General features: G+C 68.3%; 21 protein-coding genes. 16 read left to right on the forward strand and 5 right to left on the reverse strand.

Going from position 1 to position 21128, the window contains the following annotated elements; genetic code table 11:
- Positions 1 to 185: 185 nt before the first annotated feature.
- Positions 186 to 1019: a bifunctional hydroxymethylpyrimidine kinase/phosphomethylpyrimidine kinase gene (gene thiD / locus PIGHUM_RS10695; RefSeq protein WP_246013103.1), complete on the reverse strand. Its 834-nt coding sequence runs from the start codon at positions 1017 to 1019 to the stop codon at positions 186 to 188.
- A 136-nt stretch (positions 1020 to 1155) separates the two neighbouring features.
- Here thiD and PIGHUM_RS10700 point away from each other — a divergent pair, with 136 nt between their 5' ends.
- The 11 genes from PIGHUM_RS10700 to PIGHUM_RS10750 all read left to right on the forward strand — a co-directional run bounded on the left by PIGHUM_RS10700 (position 1156) and on the right by PIGHUM_RS10750 (position 11681).
- The gene (locus tag PIGHUM_RS10700) at positions 1156 to 1320 is read left to right on the forward strand and encodes a rubredoxin (protein WP_124079575.1); all 165 of its coding nucleotides are present in this window, start codon (positions 1156 to 1158) and stop codon (positions 1318 to 1320) included.
- Positions 1321 to 1408: 88 nt separating this feature from the next.
- Positions 1409 to 1975 carry a YqgE/AlgH family protein gene (locus tag PIGHUM_RS10705; protein ID WP_124079576.1) on the forward strand — a complete coding sequence of 189 codons (567 nt, stop codon included), beginning with the start codon at positions 1409 to 1411 and terminating at the stop codon, positions 1973 to 1975.
- A 198-nt stretch (positions 1976 to 2173) separates the two neighbouring features.
- On the forward strand, positions 2174 to 2596 hold the full coding sequence (gene ruvX, locus PIGHUM_RS10710; RefSeq protein ID WP_124079577.1) for a Holliday junction resolvase RuvX: 423 nt from the start codon (positions 2174 to 2176) through the stop codon (positions 2594 to 2596).
- Between the two features lie 33 nt (positions 2597 to 2629).
- Positions 2630 to 3151 carry a bifunctional pyr operon transcriptional regulator/uracil phosphoribosyltransferase PyrR gene (gene pyrR, locus PIGHUM_RS10715; protein ID WP_124079578.1) on the forward strand — a complete coding sequence of 174 codons (522 nt, stop codon included), beginning with the start codon at positions 2630 to 2632 and terminating at the stop codon, positions 3149 to 3151.
- 10 nt (positions 3152 to 3161) lie between these two features.
- Positions 3162 to 4109: an aspartate carbamoyltransferase catalytic subunit gene (locus PIGHUM_RS10720; protein ID WP_124079579.1), complete on the forward strand. Its 948-nt coding sequence runs from the start codon at positions 3162 to 3164 to the stop codon at positions 4107 to 4109.
- A gap of 5 nt (positions 4110 to 4114) precedes the next feature.
- Complete coding sequence (locus PIGHUM_RS10725; protein ID WP_124079580.1) at positions 4115 to 5407, forward strand: dihydroorotase; 1293 nt, start codon at positions 4115 to 4117, stop codon at positions 5405 to 5407.
- A 104-nt stretch (positions 5408 to 5511) separates the two neighbouring features.
- On the forward strand, positions 5512 to 6276 hold the full coding sequence (locus PIGHUM_RS10730; protein ID WP_124079581.1) for a lysophospholipid acyltransferase family protein: 765 nt from the start codon (positions 5512 to 5514) through the stop codon (positions 6274 to 6276).
- A 104-nt stretch (positions 6277 to 6380) separates the two neighbouring features.
- Positions 6381 to 6896 (forward strand): sigma-70 family RNA polymerase sigma factor, encoded by a 516-nt coding sequence (locus PIGHUM_RS10735; RefSeq protein WP_124079582.1) that lies wholly within the window; start codon positions 6381 to 6383, stop codon positions 6894 to 6896.
- A 60-nt stretch (positions 6897 to 6956) separates the two neighbouring features.
- The gene (locus tag PIGHUM_RS10740) at positions 6957 to 7952 is read left to right on the forward strand and encodes a FecR family protein (protein ID WP_222929248.1); all 996 of its coding nucleotides are present in this window, start codon (positions 6957 to 6959) and stop codon (positions 7950 to 7952) included.
- Between the two features lie 80 nt (positions 7953 to 8032).
- Positions 8033 to 10420 carry a TonB-dependent siderophore receptor gene (locus tag PIGHUM_RS10745; protein ID WP_124079584.1) on the forward strand — a complete coding sequence of 796 codons (2388 nt, stop codon included), beginning with the start codon at positions 8033 to 8035 and terminating at the stop codon, positions 10418 to 10420.
- A gap of 61 nt (positions 10421 to 10481) precedes the next feature.
- The gene (locus PIGHUM_RS10750; RefSeq protein WP_246013105.1) at positions 10482 to 11681 is read left to right on the forward strand and encodes a PepSY-associated TM helix domain-containing protein; all 1200 of its coding nucleotides are present in this window, start codon (positions 10482 to 10484) and stop codon (positions 11679 to 11681) included.
- Positions 11682 to 11690: 9 nt separating this feature from the next.
- Here PIGHUM_RS10750 and lldD read toward each other — a convergent pair whose 3' ends face one another.
- Complete coding sequence (lldD, locus tag PIGHUM_RS10755; RefSeq protein WP_124079586.1) at positions 11691 to 12827, reverse strand: FMN-dependent L-lactate dehydrogenase LldD; 1137 nt, start codon at positions 12825 to 12827, stop codon at positions 11691 to 11693.
- 49 nt (positions 12828 to 12876) lie between these two features.
- Positions 12877 to 13803, reverse strand: a complete 927-nt coding sequence (locus PIGHUM_RS10760) for a LysR family transcriptional regulator (RefSeq protein WP_124079587.1) — start codon at positions 13801 to 13803, stop codon at positions 12877 to 12879.
- Positions 13804 to 13952: 149 nt separating this feature from the next.
- Here PIGHUM_RS10760 and PIGHUM_RS10765 point away from each other — a divergent pair, with 149 nt between their 5' ends.
- From PIGHUM_RS10765 to PIGHUM_RS10785, 5 genes are read left to right on the forward strand one after another with little or no spacing between them, the layout of a single operon-like run.
- Positions 13953 to 14723: an SDR family NAD(P)-dependent oxidoreductase gene (locus PIGHUM_RS10765; RefSeq protein ID WP_124079588.1), complete on the forward strand. Its 771-nt coding sequence runs from the start codon at positions 13953 to 13955 to the stop codon at positions 14721 to 14723.
- Between the two features lie 2 nt (positions 14724 to 14725).
- Complete coding sequence (gene kce / locus PIGHUM_RS10770) at positions 14726 to 15655, forward strand: 3,5-dioxohexanoate:acetyl-CoA acetone transferase (protein WP_124079589.1); 930 nt, start codon at positions 14726 to 14728, stop codon at positions 15653 to 15655.
- Between the two features lie 41 nt (positions 15656 to 15696).
- Positions 15697 to 16914, forward strand: a complete 1218-nt coding sequence (locus PIGHUM_RS10775) for a Rieske 2Fe-2S domain-containing protein (protein WP_246013107.1) — start codon at positions 15697 to 15699, stop codon at positions 16912 to 16914.
- Between the two features lie 47 nt (positions 16915 to 16961).
- Entirely contained in the window at positions 16962 to 17936 is a 975-nt protein-coding gene (locus PIGHUM_RS10780; protein WP_124079590.1) for a Bug family tripartite tricarboxylate transporter substrate binding protein, read from the forward strand.
- 40 nt (positions 17937 to 17976) lie between these two features.
- Entirely contained in the window at positions 17977 to 18777 is an 801-nt protein-coding gene (locus PIGHUM_RS10785) for an HpcH/HpaI aldolase family protein (RefSeq protein ID WP_124079591.1), read from the forward strand.
- Between the two features lie 22 nt (positions 18778 to 18799).
- Here the strand turns inward: PIGHUM_RS10785 and PIGHUM_RS10790 are convergent, their stop codons facing one another.
- Positions 18800 to 20032, reverse strand: a complete 1233-nt coding sequence (locus tag PIGHUM_RS10790; protein ID WP_124079592.1) for a flavin-dependent oxidoreductase — start codon at positions 20030 to 20032, stop codon at positions 18800 to 18802.
- Between the two features lie 41 nt (positions 20033 to 20073).
- The gene (locus tag PIGHUM_RS10795; protein WP_160142236.1) at positions 20074 to 21060 is read right to left on the reverse strand and encodes a tripartite tricarboxylate transporter substrate binding protein; all 987 of its coding nucleotides are present in this window, start codon (positions 21058 to 21060) and stop codon (positions 20074 to 20076) included.
- Between the last annotated feature and the right edge of the window lie 68 nt (positions 21061 to 21128).

Here is a 21128-nt window from a genome sequence, read left to right on the forward strand (position 1 = left end):
CTTCGCCCACGAAGCGCATTGGGTTCAACCCAGGGTGCCGCGGATCCGGCTCCGCCGGTCCGCCAGCACCGCCCCCCTGGGCCCGGCGCCGGGCCGCCCCAAGGCGGGCCCAGGCCCCCTCGGGGGGCTGCCGCGTAGCGGCTGGGGGCCCACCATGCTGGGCGCGCGTCAGCGCGTAGGGGGGGTTACTCTCTCTTTGCCCAGAAAAAGCGGTCGGGCAGCATCCGGCCCATGCCCGGGCGGAACCCCGAAGCCAGCGCCTGCCAAGTGTATTCCTGGGCTTCGGGGGCGGCGTCGCGCACCTCCATGCCGCTGGCCAGCAGCGCCGCCAGCGCGGCCGACAGCGTCGCGCCCGCGCCGCGGAACTTGCCGGGCAGGCGCGGCCAGCGGTATTCGGTGGACGGCTCGTCCGTCTCGCCGCCCTGGTAGAGCGTATTGACCACGATTTCGCCCGGCTGGTGCAGGCCGGTCGCCAGCACCCAGGCGGTGCCGCGCCGCAGCAGCGAGCGGGCTCCGGTATCGTCGTCGTCTTCCAGGTCGAGCAGGCCGTCGGCCGCCAATTGCTCCAGCAGCAGTCCGTCGGCCACCACCAGGGTGGCCTGCGGCACCAGCAATTCGATGACCGCGGCCATGATTTCCTCGGCCGAATCCTCGGTTTCGGCATCGTTGGAGCCGGGCGGGTCGGCGCCCAGGTGCAGCACCACCGGCACGGCGGAGTAGTCGGCCAGGATCTCGGCCACGGCGGCCACCGCCTCGGCCGAGAACAGCCCGCCCACCTTGAAGGCGCGCACAGGCATGTCTTCGAGCAGGCTGCGGGCCTGGTCGTCTATCCATTCGGGGGCGATGGCGTCGTTGTCCTCCAGGCCGGCGGAATCCTGCACCGTATAGCCGGTCAGCACCGTCAGGGCGTGGCAGCCCATGCTGGCACAGGTCAGCAGGTCGGCCTGCACGCCGCCGCCGGCGCTGGGATCGGAAGGGGCAAAGCTCAGAACGAGGGGAGGCGTGGGGGCGGCAGTCAACGAGACGTCTCGAAAAGCGGAGCCGCGCGGCCAGGAGAGCGCGCGGCCCATTGTGATTCGGTAAGATGCGAGATTCTAATGGATGCCCGGTAGTTCCCGGTTCGCGGGGCGGGCGCAGCAAGCGACGATAAAAATCATGCGTACCTGGATGTGTCTGATTTGCGGCTGGATTTACGACGAAGCCGCCGGCCTGCCCGAGGAGGGGATCGCTCCCGGCACGAAATGGGAGGATGTCCCGCCCAATTGGGTCTGTCCCGAATGCGGCGCCCGCAAGGAAGACTTCGAAATGGTGGAAATCTAAATCTGAGCCTTGCGCCGATCCTCCGCCCGGCTGCGCGCAGCCGGGCGGGCCCCCACACCGGCCGCCTGGCGGCGTTTACAATCCGGGTATGAGCGAACGCGCCCACATCGATCTTACCAACCAGTTCCTGATCGCCATGCCCAGCATGGCGGATCCGAATTTTGCCGGCGCCGTCGTCTATGTGTGCGAGCACACGGAGAAAGGCGCGCTGGGCCTGGTCATCAACCGGCCGACCGACCTGACGCTGGCCACGCTGTTCGAACGCATCGAGCTTTCCCTGGCCGATGCCGACCGGGCCGAGGCGCCCGTGTTCTACGGCGGGCCGGTGCAGACCGACCGCGGCTTCGTGCTGCACGACCCGGCGGGCGAGTACACCTCGTCCATCCAGGTGGGCGGCCTCGCCCTGACCACCTCGCGCGACGTGCTGCAGGCCGTCTCCGAAGGCCAGGGACCGGGCAAGATGCTGGTGACCCTGGGCTATGCCGGCTGGGGAGCGGGCCAACTGGAAGGGGAACTCGCCGGCAACGCCTGGCTGAGCGTGTCCGCCTCGCCCGACATCATTTTCAACGTTCCGCCCGCCGAGCGTTTCGACGCCGCGCTGGGGTTGCTGGGCATCGCCCCGATCATGCTCGCGGGCGAAGCCGGGCATGCTTGAGGCCGAGGTGAGCCCCCCCCCTACGCGCTTACGCGCGCCCCCCCGGGGGGGCGGCACTGGCGGACTGGCGGAGCCAGATCCGCTGTGCCCATGGGGTAACCCAACGTGCTTCGTGGGTGGGGTTGGCGGGGCCGGAGCCGCTGCTTGCCGGGTAGCTGAGGTTCTTGCGGGTCGCTTGGCGATCCGAGGAGCCGCTGTTTGACGCCGGCATCGCAAGAGACCCTCCTGGCTTTCGACTACGGTACGCAGTTCATTGGCGTGGCCGTGGGGAATAGCTTGTCCGGGCATGCGCGGCCGCTGGAGGTGTTTGCCAATCCTACGCGCGAGGCGCGGTTTGCGCGGGTGGAGCAGTTGCTGCGGGAGTGGCAGCCGGATCGGCTGGTGGTGGGGCTGGCGCTGGATGCCGACGGGGGCGAGCAGCCCATGACGGCGCAATGCCGCAAGTTCGCCAATCAGCTCCATGGCCGCTACGGCTTGCCGGTGGAGCTGGTGGACGAGCGCGGCACCAGCCTGGCGGCCCAGGCGCAGATGGGGCGCGCGGGGCGCGGCCTGCGCGTGGACGCGGTGGCCGCGGCCATCATCCTGCAAAGCTATTTCGACGCCGGTCCGCCGCCGTCCTAGGCGGCCGCACGGCCTTTTTCATTCGGGAATGCCATGAATCCAACCCTCTCACTCCTGGACGCCGAGGCGCTCTATACACGGCTGCGCGACGCCGTGCGCGAGCTGCTGGCCACGCTGCCGGCGGACCTCACCCACCTGGTCGGCATTCATTCCGGCGGCGCCTGGATCGCCGAGCGCCTGCAGCGCGACCTGGGCCTCCCCCATGCGCCCGGCATGCTCGACATCAGTTTCTACCGCGACGACTACGAGCGCATCGGCCTGCATTCCCAGGTCAAGCCCACCTCGATCGAGTTCGACGTGGCCGACAAGCACCTGGTCGTGATCGACGACGTGCTCTATACCGGCCGCACCATACGCGGCGCGATGAACGAGCTGTTCGATTACGGCCGGCCGGCCTCGATCAAGCTGGCCGTGCTGGTGGACCGGGGCAGGCGGCAACTGCCCGTGGCGGCCGATATCGCCGCCGCCACCGTCGACCTGCCGGCCGACCAGAGCCTGGTGCTGTCGCGCAACGGCGACCGCTTCCAGTTCGATTTCGAAAACCTGCCGGCATAGGAGCCGCACCATGCGCAATCCGCAGCTCAACAGCAACGGCGAGCTTACCCACCTGTTGACCGTGGAGGGACTGCCGCGCGCAATCCTGACCCACATCCTCGATACCGCGGAATCCTTCGTGCCGCTGGCCGACCGCGACATCAAGAAAGTGCCGCTGCTGCGCGGCAAGAGCGTGTTCAACCTGTTCTTCGAGAACTCCACGCGCACTCGCACCACCTTCGAGATCGCGGCCAAGCGGCTGTCGGCCGACGTCTACAACCTCAACATCAACGCATCGTCCGCCAGCAAGGGCGAGTCGCTGCTGGACACCATCAACAACCTGTCGGCCATGCAGGCCGACCTGTTCGTGGTGCGGCACGCCTCCAGCGGCGCGCCGCACCTGATCGCCCAGCACGCCGCCCCGCACGTGCACGTGGTCAACGCCGGCGACGGCCGCCATGCCCACCCCACCCAGGGCCTGCTGGACATGTACACCATCCGTCACTACAAGAAGGACTTCACCAAGCTCCGGGTGGCCATCGTCGGCGACATCCTGCACTCGCGGGTGGCGCGCTCCGACATCCATGCGCTGACCACGCTGGGCGTGCCCGAAGTGCGCGCCATCGGCCCGCTGACGCTGCTGCCCTCGGGCCTGGAGCAGATGGGCGTGCGCGTGTTCACCGACATGAACGAAGGCCTGAAGGACGTGGACGTGGTCATCATGCTGCGCCTGCAGAACGAGCGCATGCGCGGCGCGCTGCTGCCCTCGGCGCAGGAGTATTTCAAGCATTACGGCCTGACGCAGGAGAAACTCGCGCTGGCCAAGCCCGACGCCATCGTCATGCACCCCGGTCCGATGAACCGCGGCGTGGAAATCGATTCGTCCGTGGCCGACGGCAAACAGGCCGTGATCCTGAACCAGGTTACGTTCGGCATCGCGGTCCGCATGGCCGTCATGAGCATCGTCGCAGGAGCCTGACCCCCATGAAAATCCATATCCAGGGCGGCCGCCTGATCGACCCGGCCAACGGCATCGACGCCGTTCAAGACGTATACATCGCCGCCGGCCGCGTGGTCGGCATCGGCCAGGCGCCAGCCGGCTTCGTGCCCAGCCGCGTGATCGACGCCCAGGGCCTGGCCGTGTTGCCTGGCCTGGTCGACCTCTCGGCGCGCCTGCGCGAACCCGGTTTCGAGCACCGCGCCACCCTCGAGTCGGAACTGCAGGCCGCGCTGGCCGGCGGCGTGACCAGCCTGGTGCTGCCGCCCGACACCGATCCGGTGCTGGACGAACCCGGCCTGGTCGAGATGCTCAAGCATCGCGCGCGCCAGCTCAACCAATCGCACGTCTATCCGCTGGGCGCGGTGACGGTCGGGCTCAAGGGCGAGATCATCACCGAGATGGCCGAATTGACCGAAGCCGGCTGCGTGGCTTTCGCGCAGGCCGACATGCCCATTACCGATACCGGCGTGCTGCTGCGTGCGATGCAGTACGCGCGCACCTTCGACTACACCTTGTGGCTGCGCCCGCAAGACCCCTGGCTCGGCCGCGAAGGCGTGGCGGCCAGCGGCGCGATGGCCTCGCGCCTGGGCCTGTCCGGCGTGCCCGAGCAGGCCGAGACCATCGCCCTGCATACGCTGTTCGAACTGCAGCGCGCCTCGGGCGTGCGCCTGCATCTGTGCCGCATCTCCAGCGCCGCCGGCCTGGAACTGGTGCGCCGCGCGCGCGCCGAAGGCCTGCCGGTCACCTGCGACGTCGGCGCGCACTACGTGCACCTGACCGACGTGGACATCGGCTACTTCGATTCGCACTGCCGCCTGACGCCGCCGCTGCGCGGCCAGCGCGACCGCGACGCGATCCGCGCGGCACTGGCCGACGGCACCATCGACGCGATCTGCTCCGACCATACCCCGGTGGACGACGACTACAAGCTGCTGCCCTTCGACGAAGCCGAGCCCGGCGCCACCGGCCTGGAGCTGCTGCTGTCGCTGGCGCTCAAATGGGCGCAGGATACCGGCCAGCCCGTCGCCAAGGCGGTGGCGCGCGTAACCATCGAGCCGGCAAAGGTGCTGGGCAACAAGGTGCTGGCCTCTTGCGGCCAACTGGGCGTGGGTTCGCTCGCCGACCTGTGCCTGGTCGACCTCGATGCGCATTGGCTGGTCAGCCAGGAAAGCCTGCTGAGCCAGGGCAAGCACACGCCCTTCCTGGGCATGGAACTGCCGGGCAAAGTGCGCGCCACCATCGTGGCCGGCCACGTCGCCTACGAGGCGGCTGCCTGAGATGATCCCCCCCTACGCGCTCACGCGCGCCCCCCTGGGGGCGAAGCTGGCGGACCGGCGGAGCCGGATCCGCTGCTTCCTGCGGAACCCCGGCGCTTGCTGACATGGTGGCCTGCTTGCATTTCGCTGCGCATTTGCTGCGGTTCACGCTGCGTTTCCTGCTCGTCGCCCTGTGGGTGATATTCGGGCTCCTCGTGCTGGCCACCGTGTTCCGGCGGCTCGAGGTGGCGCGGCGCGACCGGGTCAACAATTGGTGGTCCCGCTGGCTGCTGCGCTGGTGCGGCGTCCGGGTCTACGTCAGCGGCCGCCCGCCGGTCGACGGCCCGGCCCTGCTGATCGCCAATCACGTATCGTGGCTGGACATCTACGCGCTCAGCAGCGTGCGCTGCACCATCTTCGTCGGCAAGCGCGAACTGCGCGACTGGCCCGTGCTGGGCTGGCTGATCGCGGGCGTGGGCACGGTATTCATCGAACGCGGCAACCGGCGCGCCGTGCACCACGTTGCCCAGGCCATGGGCGAACGCTTCGGCCGCGGCCAGTTGATCGGGCTCTTTCCCGAGGGCACGACGTCCGACGGCCTGGACGTGCTGCCTTTCCACGCCGGCCTGTTCGAGCCCGCCCGCCGCGCCGGCGTGCCGGTCCTGCCGGTGGCGCTGCGCTACCTGCACCACGGGAAACGCAGCACGCTGCCCGCCTATGTGGGGGACGAAAGCCTGCTGGGCAATGCCTGGCGTGTGCTGGGCACGACCGGCGTCGCCGTGCAGGTGGTCTATCTGCCGTCCGTCGTGCCTGCGGAGGAAGACGCCGATCATCGGCATGCGATGGCCACGCGGGTGCGCGAGGCGATCCGGGCGGAAGTGCTCGCTTGAAGTTCGCCCGCGAGTTCATCCCGCCGTTCTTGCTAGAATGGGAATGATTCTCTTTTACGGGAATCTCGCCTCGAGCCCGGACTCGTTGCCAATCGAAACGATCCATGGTCGCCCATTACTACAGAGAGCTGCTCAACTACCTCGCCCGTGCCCTGAACGACCGCGACGCGGCGGCCGATCTGACGCAGGAGAGCTACGCGCGCGTGATCGGGATGCAGCGTTCCGGGACGTCGATAGGGGACATGCGCGCGGTGCTTTTCCGCACCGCGCGCAACCTGGTCATCGATCGCCACCGCCGTTCCCGCACCCGCGCGCCCGCGCATGCCGGCGATGCGCCGGACGCGGTGGACGAAGCGATGGCGCCGCGCGCGCTCGAGCCCGAAGCCGCGGCCTCTTCCGCCCAGGCGGTCGAGGCCATGGTGGCCGCCATCGCCGCCTTGCCCTTGCGATGCCGGGAAGCGTTCATTCTTCACAAGTTCGATGGCCTGTCCCAGGCCGAAGTCGCGCAGGCCATGGGTATTTCGGTCAAAATGGTCGAACGGCACATCAAGTCCGGCATGCTGGCCTGCAGGCGCTGCCGTGAGCGCCTCGACGCCCCGCCGGGCCATGACCGGCAGTGAGGGGTAGGGGCAGCCGTCTCCCACGCGTCTTTATCTGAATGCGGAATCCTTCGTTCTCCCGTGCCTGATCATCACTCATTATCTCTCGACGAAGCGGCCCTCGACTGGTTCGTGCGCACGCGCGACGGCCTGGACCGCGCGGAGCGGCAGCGCCTCGACGCCTGGCTGGCCGCCGACCCCAGGCATGGCCAGGCGTTCGCGCGCTGGGAGCGCGACTGGCGAGGCCTCGACGCGCTGCCGGCGGCCGATGTCGCGCGGCTGCGCGCCCAGCTCGCCGCCGATCGCCGTGCCGCTGTGCCGCCGCGGCGATGGCTGCTGCGGTCCGGTCTCGCGCTGGGCGTGGCCGCGCTGTCCGCGGGCGGCTACCTGGCCTGGGACCGGCGGTACGGCCGGCCGCTGTTCACCCAGGCCTATGCCACTGTGCGCGGCCAGCAGACCGCGCTGCGCCTGCCCGATGGCAGCGAGGTGACGCTCGACGTGGCGACCCGGCTCGAGGTCGCCCTGTACCGGCGGCGCCGGGAGATCCGCCTGGAGCAGGGGCAGGCGGTGTTCGACGTCAGCCGCGATCCTTCGCGGCCATTTGTCGTCATGGCCGGCCGCACGCGGGTGGCTGTGCTCGGCACCCGCTTCTCGGTCCGCCATACGCCCGGCTTTCCCGGTGCCGACACCGTCCGCGTGACGGTGGACCACGGGCGCGTCCGCGTGTCGGGCGGCGTATCCGGAGACGCCGCCGTGGAGCTGACCGACGGCCAGCAGGTGAGCGGCGACGGCGGCGGCCTGGGTGCGGTCGCCGACGTCGGCAACGGCGGCTTCGCGCCCTGGCGCGACGGCCGGGTGGCGTTCGACGCCACGCCGCTCGCCGCCGTGCTGGCGGAGTTCGAGCGCTATGCGGACACCGGGATGATCGTGCGCGATCCGCGCGTCGCCGCGCTGCGCGTGACCGGGACGTTCGACCCCTATCGGCTGGACAATTTCATCCGCATCCTGCCGCGCGTGCTGCCTGTGCAATTGCGCCGGGGCGACGGCGCGACCGAAATCGTCGCCGCGCAAAAATAATCCGGCCAAGGGGTTGGGGTGGGGCGCCCTCGCGCGTCTACACGAGAAGGATCGCACTCACCCTTCCCGGAGCTACCCGTATGCAGTGTCCCCGTTTTCGCGCCGCGCCGTCCCTCCTGGCGCTGGCGTTGGCTGTCGGCATTCCCGCCCATGCGGCGGATGTCGCCGGCCCGGCATCCATCAACATCGCCAGCCAGCCCCTGGGACAGGCGCTCAACCAACTGGCGCGGCAGACCCGGCTGGAGCTGATGGTCCAGCCCGAACTGGTGGCGGGCCGCACCGCCCCGTCCGTGGCGGGGACGTTCACCGCGCAACAGGCGCTCGAGCGCCTGCTCGCGGGCAGCGGCCTGGTGGGCGAGATCGACGGCAATATCGTGACGATCACGCGCGGCGCCGCTGCAGACACGACGATGCTGGCGCCGGTCACGGTCGTCGGCCAGGCCGAGGCGGAGACTGCCACGAGCCCGGTGGACGGCTACGTGGCGCGCCGCAGCCTGGTGGGCACCAAGACCGATACGCCGATCATCGAGACGCCGCAGTCCATTTCCGTCGTGACGCGCGACGCGCTGGACGCCCAGGGCACGCTCAACGTCGGCACCGCATTGCGCTACACGGCGGGAGTCGGGCCGGCCGCCTATTCGAACGGCGACGGCAATGCCTACGACGCGATCACGTTGCGCGGCTTCGTCGTCAGCAATGCCGGCTTGCTGCGCGACGGGATGCGGCTGAACTACAACATTCTCGACGCGCCTAACGAAGCGTACGGGCTGGACCGGGTCGAGATATTGAAAGGGCCGGCGTCGGTGGTGTTCGGCCAGTCCGGCCCCAGCGGGGTCGTCAATCTGGTGTCGAAGCGGCCGCAGCCCGAAGCCCGGCACGAGATCGAGGCGCAGCTGGGTTCCTACGACAGGCGCCAGCTCGCGACCGACCATACCGGCGCCTTGAACGATGACGGCACGCTTTACTACCGCCTGACGGGGCTGGTGCGCGAAAGCGACAGCTATGTGGATTTCAACCGGGACGACCGGGCGTACATCGCGCCGGCGCTGACCTGGCAACCCTCCGCGCAGACCCGCTTCACGCTGCTGACCCACTACCAGCGCAGCAAGTCGGCCTACTACGGCGGCCTGCCCTACTCGGGCACGATACGCGCGAATCCGCTGGGCAGCCCGTCCGTGCACGCCAACCTGGGCGAACCGGACTTCAACTACTGGGACACCACGAGCAAGTCCGCCGGCTACCTGGCCGAGCACACCTTCGACAACGGCTGGCAATTGCGTCAGAGCCTGCGCTATTCCGAGTCGTCCCTGCGCTATGGCTATGTGTTCCCCGTGGCCGTGGCCGCCGACAATCGCACCGTCTCCCGCCAGGCCGTCCGGCGCAGCGACGAATCGACCACCTGGGTGGCCGACACCAATCTGCAGCGCAAATGGCAGGCCTTCGGAGGCGAGCATACGACGCTGCTGGGCGTCGACTACGGCCGCAGCCATTTTTCGACCTGGAATTATCGCGGCGCGGTGTCGCCGATCGATATGTTCGATCCGGTCTACGGCGGCCTGAACGGCCAGGCGCCCGCGCTGGCCCTGCGCAATCACGATGACGTCCGCGCCCAGCAGGTCGGCGTGTACGCGCAGCAGCAGAGCCGGTTCATGGACCGCTGGGTGGTGACGGTCGGCGGCCGGCAGGACTGGGCCAGGTCCACCACCACCAGCCATGTCGCCGGCACTGTCGCCAAGAAGAACGATCACGCGTTCAGCGGCCGCCTCGGCCTCACCTACCTGGCGCCCGGCGGCATCGCCCCCTACGTTTCCTACGCCGAATCCTTCGAACCCCTTACCGGAACCTACTACGACGGGACGCCCTTCAAGCCCACCGAAGGCCGGCAGTACGAGGCGGGCATCAAGTACCAGCCCGAGGGCTCGCGCACGCTGGTTACCCTGGCCGTCTACGACCTCGTCCAGCGCAACGTCTCCACGCGCGATCCGGATCAGGTGAACCATCCCGGCGGCCTGGTGCAGACCGGCGAGATCCGCTCCAAGGGCATCGAGCTGGAGGCTGCCGGAGAGATCGCGCGCAATCTGCGCCTGCGCGCGGCCCTGACCCTGAACGACGCCAAGGTCACGCAGAGCAACAACCCCGTGGAGATCGGCCGCAGGCCGGCCGATACGCCGCGGCGCATGGCTTCGCTCTGGCTGGATTACCGGCTTGCCGACACGGCCTTGAGCGGACTGGTGATCGGCGGCGGCGCGCGCTACGTGGGCAGCTCTTTCGACGCCGCCAATTCCGCGCAAGTCCCCGGCAGAACCCTCTACGACTTGATGCTGGGCTACGAACTGGCCCGCTGGAAATTCACGTTCAACGTCATCAACGTGTTCGACAAGCGCTATCTGACCTCTTGCTACGCTTCGACCGCATGCCTGTACGGGCCGCCGCGCACCGCCATGCTGACCGCCCGGTATGCCTGGTGAAGTGCGAAAGCGCGGGTCGGCCTGGTCGCTGCGGAGCGGACTGGTCCTCGCGCACAGGTGGATGGGACTGGCGCTGGCCGGATTCCTGGTGGTGCTGGGCGTGTCGGGAAGCGTGCTTGCCTTCGAGGATGAACTCGAGGCGTGGTTGAACCCCGACCTGTTCGTCGTCGCCGCGCCGCCCGGCGGCGTTCCCCTGGATCCGCTGTTGCTGCGGGAGCGAATGACGGCGGCCTTGCCCGGCGCGTGCTCGGACCTGCTGCCCTTGCGCGCGGAGCCCGGGCGTTCCGTGCGCATGCGGGTCCGGCCGTGCGCCCAGGCCGGTCCGGGGCAGCCGGCGGCGCTCGGCTACGACGAAGTATTCTTCGACCCCTACACCGGCGAACTGCTCGGCGTCCGGCTTTGGGGCGCGTCGCTATGGGATCCGCGTACCGCCGTGAGTTTCGTCTACCGGCTGCACAGCCTGCTGGCGGCTCCGCCCTGGTGGGGACGCCTGGCGCTGGGCATTGTTGCGCTGGCGTGGACGCTGGACTGTTTCGTGGGCTTGGCCCTGACGCTGCCGCGCGGCGCGGCGGCCGACCGCCGTGCCGGAGCCGCCAGGAACTGGTGGCAGCGCTGGGCGGTGGCCTGGCGCATCAAGGCCGGAGCCAGCGCCACGCGCCTGACCCTGGACCTGCATCGCGCGGGCGGCCTGTGGCTGTGGGCGCTGCTGCTCGTGTTCGCCTGGTCCAGCGTGATGTTCACGCTGCGCGACCAGGTGTACTACCCGGTCATGACGCGCCTGCTGACGTTCAACGAACCGCTGCGCGGGCCGCTCCCGCCGTCGCCGCCGCCGGTGACGCTGGGCTGGCGCGAAGCGCTGGAAGCCGGCCGGCAAGCCGCGCGCGAACTGGCGCGGCGCAACGGCTGGCAGACCGCGGAGGAAGTGTTCCTGGTCAGGCTCGCGGCGCGCGGCGTCTATGGCTACTGGCTGCACACCGACCTCGACGTCCGGGACGGCGACGGGGCAACCGGCATCATCATCGACGGGCAGTCCGGCCAGGTCCGCGGGCTGGTGCTGCCGCGCGACCCCGGCGCGGCGGGCAATGCCTTCAACCAATGGATGTATGGCCTGCACATGGCGCAGGTGTTCGGCTTGCCGTACCGGCTGCTGGTGGCCGCGCTCGGCATCGCCGTAGCCGTGCTGAGCGTGACCGGGGTATTCATCTGGCGCAAGAAGCGCCATGCTCGGCAGGTGGGCGCCGCAAGGCGAGGCCTGCATTAGCGTGCGGGTCTATTCGCGTGCCAGCAGCTCGGCGGAGATGTCGCTCACGGATTTCGCGCCGGTCAAGGTCATGGCCACGCGGATTTCCTTTTCTACTAGGTCGAGCAGCTGGGCCACGCCTTGCTCGCCGGCGGTAGCCAGCGCGTAGATATAGGCGCGTCCCAGCATCGCCGCATCGGCGCCGAGCGCGAGCATGCGCACCACGTCCAGGCCGCTGCGCACGCCGGAGTCGGCCAGGATCTTGATGTCGCCCTTGACCGCATCCGCGATCGCGGGGAGCGCTCGGGCGGACGACATGACGCCGTCGAGCTGGCGCCCGCCGTGATTGGAAACGACGATGCCGTCCGCGCCGAAGCGAACCGCATCGCGCGCATCCTCCGGATCGAGAATCCCTTTGATCACCATGGGGCCCCGCCAGAATTCGCGTATCCATTCGAGATCCTTCCAGGAAATCGATGGATCGAAATTGGCGCCCAGCCAGCCGATGTAGTCTTCCAGTCCGGTCGGCTTGCCCAAGTAGGCGGAGACATTGCCCAGGTCGTGCGGGCGGCCGCGCAGGCCCACGTCCCATGCCCATCCCGGATGGTTCACGGCTTGCCAGTAGCGCCGCAGCGCGCTGCGCGGGCCGCTCATTCCCGAATGGGCATCGCGATAGCGCGCCCCGGGCACCGGCATGTCGACGGTGAACACCAGCGTGGAGCAGCCGGCCGCGGCGGCGCGTTCGAGCGCATTGCGCATGAAGCCGCGGTCCTTGAGCACGTAGAGCTGGAACCACATCGGACGGCGCAAGGCGGGAGCGACCTCTTCGATCGGGCAGACCGAAACGGTGGACATCGTGAACGGTATGCCTTTGCGGTCGGCCGCGCGCGCTGCGCCGACTTCCCCGCGGCGCGCATACATGCCGGTCAGGCCGACGGGCGCCAGCGCCACCGGCAGCGACAGGGTCTCTCCGAACAGCCGGGTCTCCAGGCTCAAGTCCGTCATGTTGCGCAGAACGAGCTGCCGCAGGGTGACGTCGGCCAGGTCTTCGACATTGCGGCGCAGCGTGCTTTCCGCGTTGGCGCCGCCGTCAATGTAGTGGAAGAGAAAGGGCGGAAGACGGCGCTGCGCGGCTGCGCGAAAATCGCCCGCGGAAGAAATGATCATGAGAGATGCCCCGGAAAATCAGGTTTGGCGCCTTCGTCGCGCGGTCTCTTTATCCGGCCGATGAACGGCCGGTGGTCGCAGATCTTACGCGAATCGCCGGCTTCCAGTCGCGCACGTGGCGGGTGAAGCGCTGCAGAACCGGATCGTCATCGTCCTTGCGCCAGACGAAGTGGGCAAGCGATTGGCTGGCCGTTTCCTGGATGGCCAGATAGCGGACGTCGCCGAGCCTGGACATGGCGAACGCCTGCGGCACCACCGCCACGCCGGACTTCTGGGCGACCAGCATGACGGCGCTGACCCAGTGCGTGACTTCGTGCCTGATCTGCGGAGAAAAACCGGCCGCCGTGGTCAGCGCGATGACGGCGTCGAAGTAGCTGGGCGATATGTGCCGCGGGAAAATGATCCACGGCTCGCCCGCGAGCTGCCGAAGACTGATGCGCCGGCGCGACGCAAGGGGATGGGAGGCGTGCAGGCAGCAAACGAAGGGCTCGCGCTGCAGCGTGATGAAGTCGAGTTCGGGCGGCACCACCATGGCGTGCAGAAAGCCTCCCGAGAGCTGGCGGTGCGCGATGGCGTCGGCTTGGGCGGCCGAGGCCATCTCGCACAAAGAGACTTCCACGCCCGGCAGGACCGATTCGAACTCGCGCACCATCTGCGGTGCGCCGCGCAAGAGCATGCCGCCGGTGTAGCCCACGCGAAGCTGGCCCAGGACGCCGCTCCCGGTGCGGCGCGCCACGGTGCAGGCCAGGTCGAATTGCGCGAGCGTGCGCACGGCCTGGGGGTAGAGCGCGCGGCCCGCCGCGGTGAGCGCCACCGTCTTGGTATTGCGTTCGAACAGCAGCGTATCGAGCTCTGCCTCCATGTGCTTGATGGCGCTGCTGAGCGGCGGCTGCGAAATGGACAGCCGCGCGGCGGCTCTGTGGAAGTGCAGCTCTTCGGCCAGCACGACGAAGTACTTCAGTTGCCGCATTTCCATGGCTGTCGCTCCCGGCGTTTTCGATGATACGTATCGTGTATCAATTGAGCCGAATTTTCAATTGGACTAAATCAATCCCCGGAACCAACATGTCGCCATGGCAGGCCGAGTCGATCGGTCCGGAACAAAGATAAAGCGAGGCAGACTCCATGGCATCGACATCATCCGGCCGCATGGCCGTGGTCACCGGCGCGGCGCGCGGCATAGGCGCGGCGATCGCGGTGGCCCTGGCGCGCCGCGGCATAGGCAGCGTGCTGGCGGTGCGCGATCCGGCAAAGGCGGAGCCGGCCAGGCGGGACGCCGCGGCGCTGGGCGTTCCGTGCACAGCGGTGCGGTGCGACGTGACCGACGATGCGGATGTGTCGGCGCTGGTCGGCCACGTGCTCGAGAAGCATGGCCGCTTCGACGTCCTGGTCAACAACGCCGGGCAGATCGCGCCCATCGCGCGCATCGCCGACGGCGATCCGCATGACTGGCTGCGCAACCTCGATACCAATCTGGCCGGACCCTATCGGCTGCTGCGCGCGGCGCTGCCCGCGCTGGCCCGGGCGCAGGGCGCCGTCGTCAACATCAGCACGGGCGCGGCGCTCACGCCGCGCGAAGGCTGGTCGGCATACTGCAGCGCCAAGGCGGGCCTGTCCATGCTGACGCGCTGTGTCGCCCATGAATACGGCGCCGCGGGGGTCGCGGCCTACAGTCTCCAGCCCGGCGTGGTGGATACGGATATGCAGGGCCTCATCCGCCAGTCGGGCATGAACGAGATCAGCCGCATCCCGCGCGCGGAGCTCGCGCCGCCGGAGCGTTCGGCCTGTGTCGTCGCGTGGCTGGCCGATGAGCGGCCCGAGGACCTGCGCGGGCAGGAGCTGTCCGTGGGCGATGAGGCCTTGATGGCGCGCGCCGGCGCGGCGCAAGGAATCTGACCATGGCCCAGCGTCCCGTGATCATTTCCTGTGCCGTGACCGGCTCCATCCATACGCCGAGCATGTCGCCGTACCTGCCCGTTACGCCCGATGAAATCGCCGAGGCGGCGCTGGGCGCGGCCGAGTCCGGCGCCGCCATCGTCCACCTGCATGCGCGCGATCCGGGCGACGGGCGTCCGGACCAGACGCCGGAAGCGTTCATGCGTTTTCTGCCCCGCATCAAGGCTGCCTCGGACGTGGTCGTCAATATCACGACCGGCGGCGCTCCCACCATGCCGGTGGAGGAACGCCTGCAGCCCGCCTTGCGGCTCAAGCCCGAGATCGCGTCCTTGAACCTCGGCTCGATGAATTTCGGTCTGTACGAGATGCTCGAGCGCTACCGCGACTTCCGCTTCGAATGGGAGCGTCCGTATCTGGAGCAAAGCGACGACCGGGTGTTCCGCAATACGTTCAAGGACATCGCCCACATCCTGGAGTCCTGTAGCGGCAACGGCACGCGCTTCGAACTGGAATGCTACGACATCGGCCATCTCTACACGGCGGCCCACTTCCGCGACCGCGGCCTGCTCGAAGGGCCGCTGTTCATACAGTCGGTGTTCGGCATCCGCGGCGGCATCGGCGCGCATGCCGAAGACATCCTGCATATGAAGCGCACCGCCGACCGCCTGTTCGGCGACGATTATCTGTGGTCGGTGCTCGGCTGCGGCCGCAACCAGATGTTTACCGGCGTGCAGTCGGCCGTGATGGGCGGCAATGTGCGCGTCGGCCTGGAGGACAGCCTGTGGAGCGGCCCCGGCACGCTGGCCAAGAGCAATGCCGAGCAGGTGGCCAAGATGCGCCGCATCCTCGAAGAACTCGGGCTTGCCGTCGCGACGCCGGCGCAGGCGCGTGAAATGCTCAAACTCAAGGGAGCCGCGGCCGTCGGCTTCTGAGCCGCGGGCTGCATCCCGATTCCGCCATGAATGGAGGTCGAATGGATACGCCCAACGCCGCGCCGAGCCGCGCGGATCAACTTGCCTTGTTGACGCAGGCCGGTCCCGGTACCGAGATGGGGCGCTTGCTGCGAATGTTCTGGCATCCCGTCGCGCTCTCGCGCGACCTCCAGCCAGGCGAGGCCATTCCGGTCAAGGCCCTGGGCGAGGAACTCACGCTGTACCGCGGCGAGAGCGGTACGCCCTATCTGGTCGGCGGGCGTTGCCGGCATCGCCAGACCTTGCTCCACACCGGCTGGATACAGGGCGAGAAGATCCGCTGCATCTACCACGGCTGGCAATTCGACGGCAGCGGCCAGTGCGTGCAGCGCCCGGCCGAGAAAGAGGCGCGCGTGCCGCCCAACTGCCGCATACCGGGCTACCCGGTGCACGAATACTGCGGCATGGTGTTCGCCTATCTGGGCGAGGGCGAGCCGCCCGGGTTCGAGCTGCCGCGCAAGGACGTGTTCGAAGCGCCGGGCGTGCTCATCGCCGTCACCAAGGAAACGTGGAAGATCAATTGGTTCCAGCAGATCGAGAATTCGCTCGACGCGGTCCACGTCAGCTTCGTGCACCAGGCCTTGCGGGTCGGGCCGTTCGGCGACGCCGTCACGACCATGATGCCCGACCTGTCGTACACGGAGAACGAGGCCGGCATCGAGCAGGTCGCCGTGCGCGCCGACGACAATATCCGCAAGAGCGACTGGACCTTTCCCAACAACAACCACGTCGTCGTGCCAGGCTTGCAGAAGGGCGATCCCTGGATAGACTTCGGCATCTGGATGGTGCCGCAGGACGACGAGCACAGCACGCGCTTCACGATCTACGCCATGGCGCCGGGCGACGAGCCGGCCAACGAGCGGTTTCGCGCCTACTTCCGCAAGTTCGGCGGCTATAACGCGGACGAGCACTACGACGAGCTCTTCCACCAGCGCAAAGGGCCTTCCGAAGAGGACTTCCTGGCGGGGCTGATATCGGCGCAGGACTACATCGCGCAGCGGGGTCAGGGCGTGGTGGCGGACCGCCGCCAGGAGATGCTGGGCAAGTCGGACTTGGGCGTGGTGACGCTGCGCCGGGTCTTCTGGCGCGAGCTCGACGCCCTGCGCAACGGCCGGCCGACCAAGCACTGGCGCAAGCGCGCCGAACCGCTCACGCTGCCGACGCAGCCGGGGCGGTCCCGCCAGGGCACGCCCGCGCCCGTCGAGGAGCCGGCATCCTAGCCCCTCGCCGTAGCAACCGCAGCACAACAACATCCAAGGAGACTTCCATGAATCGCAGAGGGACCTGTATTGTGCTCGCGGCAGCGATGGCGCTGCCGAGCCTGGTGGCGGCCAAGGCCGATCCCGCCGTCTATCCGTCCAAGCCCATACGCCTGATCGTGCCGTATGCGGTCGGCGGCGGAACCGACGTCCTTGCGCGAATGGCCGGCAAGGAAATATCCGATGCGCTCGGGCAGCCGGTCATCGTCGAGAACCGGCCCAGCGCGCAAGGGATCGCGGCGATGGAACACCTGGCGCAGGCTCCGGCCGACGGCTATACGCTGCTCATGGCGCCGTCCGGGCCGCTGGTCATGAATCCCGTCATGCGCAAGTCTCTGCCGTACTCGCCGCAGAAAGACTTCACGCCGATATCGATCGTGGGGCGCCTGCCGCTGTTGATCACCGTCAACGCGTCGATGCCGGTGCATACGGTGGCGGAGCTGGTCGGCTATGCCAAGGCGAATCCCGAGAAAGTCAGCTATGCCTCGAGCGCCGCGCTGTTCCAGCTCGCCACCGAGTTGTTCAAGCAGCGGACCGGCACCAAATTCCTGGCTATTCCGTACAAGAGCAGCGGCGAGTCGATCACCGCGCTGATGGGCGGGCAGGTGACCATGGCGATTGCCGACCTGCCGCCGCTGACTTCCTTGATCAAGTCCGGCAAGCTGCGCGCGCTGGCCTATACCAACGAAACCCGCAGCGAGACCTTTCCGGATGTGCCGACGGTGGCCGAGGCCGGCTTGCCGGGTACCGAGGTTGCCACGCTGGTCGGCGTCATCGGTCCGGCCGGGATGCCGCCGGACGTCGTGCAGAAACTTCAGGACGTGCTGATGAAGATGGTCGCCAGGCCCGAGGTGCGCAAGCGCTTCGTGGAAATCGGCGTCGAGCCCGTGGGCAGCACCGCGCAGGAGTACGCGAACTCGATCGGCCGCGACCTGGAGCGCTGGGCCGCGGTGGCGGAAACGGCGGGAATACAACCCGAATGAGGACGCGCATGTCTATCTCACCACGCGGCGGACTGGCGCCATGAACCCGTTCCTCGCTCGTCTGCGCGGCGCCGGACCCGCGCCGCTCGGCATCTTCCTGATGTCGGGCAGTCCCATCGTGGCCGAAGCCATAGGCTGTAACGGCTTCGAGTGGGCCATCGTCGATGCCGAGCATTCGCCGATCGACGTCGCAGACGTGGCCCACATGCTGATGGCGATCGGCAATACCGCCATGCTGCCGGTGGTGCGCGCGCCGTGGAACGAGCCCGTCGTCATCAAGCGCTTGCTGGATGCGGGCGCGGATACGCTGCTGGTGCCTTTCGTGCAGAGCGCGGACGAGGCCGGGCGGGCGGTGGCGGCGGTCCGTTATCCGCCGCAGGGCTCGCGCGGCATGGCGGGTCTGAGCCGCGCATCCCGTTTCGGCGCCATGCCGGATCATTTCCGGCAGGCGAACGGCCGCATCGGCTTGATCGTGCAGATCGAAACCCCGCAGGCGCTGGCCTGCATCGAAGAGATCGCCGCGGTCGATGGCGTCGACGCCGTCTTCATCGGCCCGACCGACCTGGCGGGCAGCATGGGCCATTATGGCGATAGCGCCCATCCCGAGGTCAAGGCGTCGCTGGCGTCCGCCATCGAACGCTGCAAGCGCGTCGGCAAGCCGGTGGGCACGCTGGCCGCGACGCTCGAGTCGGCCGCGCTCCTCGCGCGGCAGGGCGCGGATTTCGTCGTGCTTGCCTCCGACCTGGGCTTGTTGCTTGCCCAGGTCAGAGCGGCGCAGTCGGCTTGGCGGGCGGAATTCGGAGGCGGTCGCGAAGGCCGGCCCCCGGCGGCGCAGTATTGAGGAACCCCGGGGCCGTGCCCGATCAACCGGCCAGCGAGGCGTGGTCGTAGCCGGCGACGCGCTTGTAGCCGTCGGAGATCGCCATCAGCTCCTCGTGGCTGATCACGTCCTCGATAAGCTGGAACGGCTGGTCGTTGGTGCGCTCGTAGACTTCCTTGAGGATGGCGTCGGGCGGCATGACCCGGTTGGTCAGCACGATGTTCGTGGTGGCGGGGCGCCGTACCGCTTCGTACCGTTGCAGCGCCTGCTCGACGTCGCGCTCCGCGGCCATCGCCTCGGCCATCGCATGGGCATCGAGGATGGCCTGGCCCGCGCCGTTCGAGCCGCGCGGCACCATGGGGTGCGCGGCATCGCCCAGCAGGGTGACGCGTCCCTGGGTCCACCATGGCAGCGGATCCTGGTCGACCATGGGGAATTCCAGCAGGGAATCGGCGGCGCGGATCATCGCCGGGACGTCCAGCCAGTCGAAATGCCAGTCGTCGAAGACGTCGATGAAATCCTCCAGGCGGCCTTTCCGGTTCCAGTCGCGGCGTTCGTACTTGGGAGTCGTGACTTCCGCCACCCAGTTGATCAATTGCAGTCCGTTCTCGTCCAGAGCCTTGCGGATCGGATAGATCACCATCTTGCCCGGAGTGAGCCAGCCGCCGCGCACATAGGTCGCACCGTCGAAATAAGGCTTCCAGCGGGTGACGCCGCGCCACATGTTCACGCCGGAGTACACCGGTTCGCCCTCGTCGGGATGCAGTTGCTTGCGCACGACCGAGTGCAGTCCGTCGCAGGCGATCAGGGCATCGGCGGTATGCGGCTCCAGCGGCGCGCCGGACGGATCGGCGAAGTGGGCGGTGACGCTGCCCGCGCCCTGGGTGAAGCCGGTGCAGCGGTGGCCGGTAACGATGCGGTCCGCGCCCAGCCGCTCCTGGCATGCGCGCAACAGGATCATCTGCAGGTCGCCGCGGTGGACCTGGAACTGAGGCCACTCGTAGCCGGCGTGCCGGCCGGTCTTCTCACTGTGGACGTATTGCCCGAAGCGGTTGAAGAACGAGGTGGTGGTCGTGGTGACGGCAACGTCTGCGAGCGCATCGTTCAGGCCCAGCCCGCCCAGGACCTTGGTGCAGTGGGGCAGCAGGCTCACTCCTACGCCCACCGCCTGGATCTGCGGCGCGGCTTCGAACACGCGCGACGCGATGCCCACCCGGTGCAAGGAGAGCGCCAGCGTCAAGCCGCCGATTCCGCCTCCTATGATCATGACTTCCATCTACAAGCTCCTCGTGTTTCGAGTCGTGGACTCGCTATCGGTTACTGGTCGGCTTTCAGCCTGGCCTGCCGTATCACGGCCGCCCAGCGCTGCAGGTCGTCGCGGGTCAGGCGCGCCAAGTCGTCCGGCGTGCCGCCGCTGGGCTGCAGGCCCTGCATGGACAGGCTCTTGATGACGTCCGGCATGCGCAGGGTCCGGTTGACCTCGGCGTTGATTTTGTCGATCACGGGCTTGGGCGTGCGCGCGGGCAGGTACAGGCCGTACCACATGTCCACGTCCACGTCGGCGATGCCCGAGGCTTCGGCCAGCGAAGGAATGTCGGGGGTCACGTCGGTGCGCCGCGTGCCGCCGGCGGCCAGCATCTGCATCTTGCCGGCGCGGGCCAGTTGCAGCGCCTGATGCACGGGAACGAAGGCCAGATCGACCTGGCCGGACATCACGTCGTTGACCAGGCCGCCCGAGCCCTTGTAGGGCACGTGGACCATGTCGATGTTCGCGCGCTGCTTGACCAGCTCCATGGCCAGATGGTGGGGTGTGCCGGTTCCGGGGGAGCCGTAGTTCAGTTTTTTCTCGCTCTGGCGCGCCATTGCGAACAGTTCCTGCACGGTCTTGGCCGGCAGGTCGGGGCGGGTGACCAGGGCCAGGCTGCCTACGGCGATAGGCATGACAGGCGAGAAATCCTTGACCGGATCGAAACCCACGTTCTGCATCAGGCTGGGCGTCATGGTGATCGTGTTTGCCGTCATCAGATACGTATAGCCGTCGGGGGCGGCGCGCGCGGCCAGGTCCGTGCCGATGTTGCCGCTGGCGCCCGGCCGGTTTTCGACAACGGCGGCGTTCTGCCAGGCCTCCGACAATTTCTGGCCGATGGTGCGGCCCAGCACGTCGATGCCGCCGCCGGCCGAGAACGGCACGATGATGCGGATGGCGCGGGAAGGATAGGACTCGTCGGCGTGGGCCGCCGTGGCCGCGGCGAGCGAGAACAACGCACAGAACAGGCGGGATGCGGAACGCGGGACAATCGGCATGACTACCTCCAGGCGAACGGTGGTGAATCGTGGAGTCGTCATTCAATACGAGCTTTAACACCGAGGGA

The sequence above is a fragment of the Pigmentiphaga humi genome, from assembly GCF_900606115.1.
In the GTDB taxonomy this organism is placed as follows: Bacteria; Pseudomonadota; Gammaproteobacteria; order Burkholderiales; family Burkholderiaceae_B; genus Pigmentiphaga; species Pigmentiphaga humi.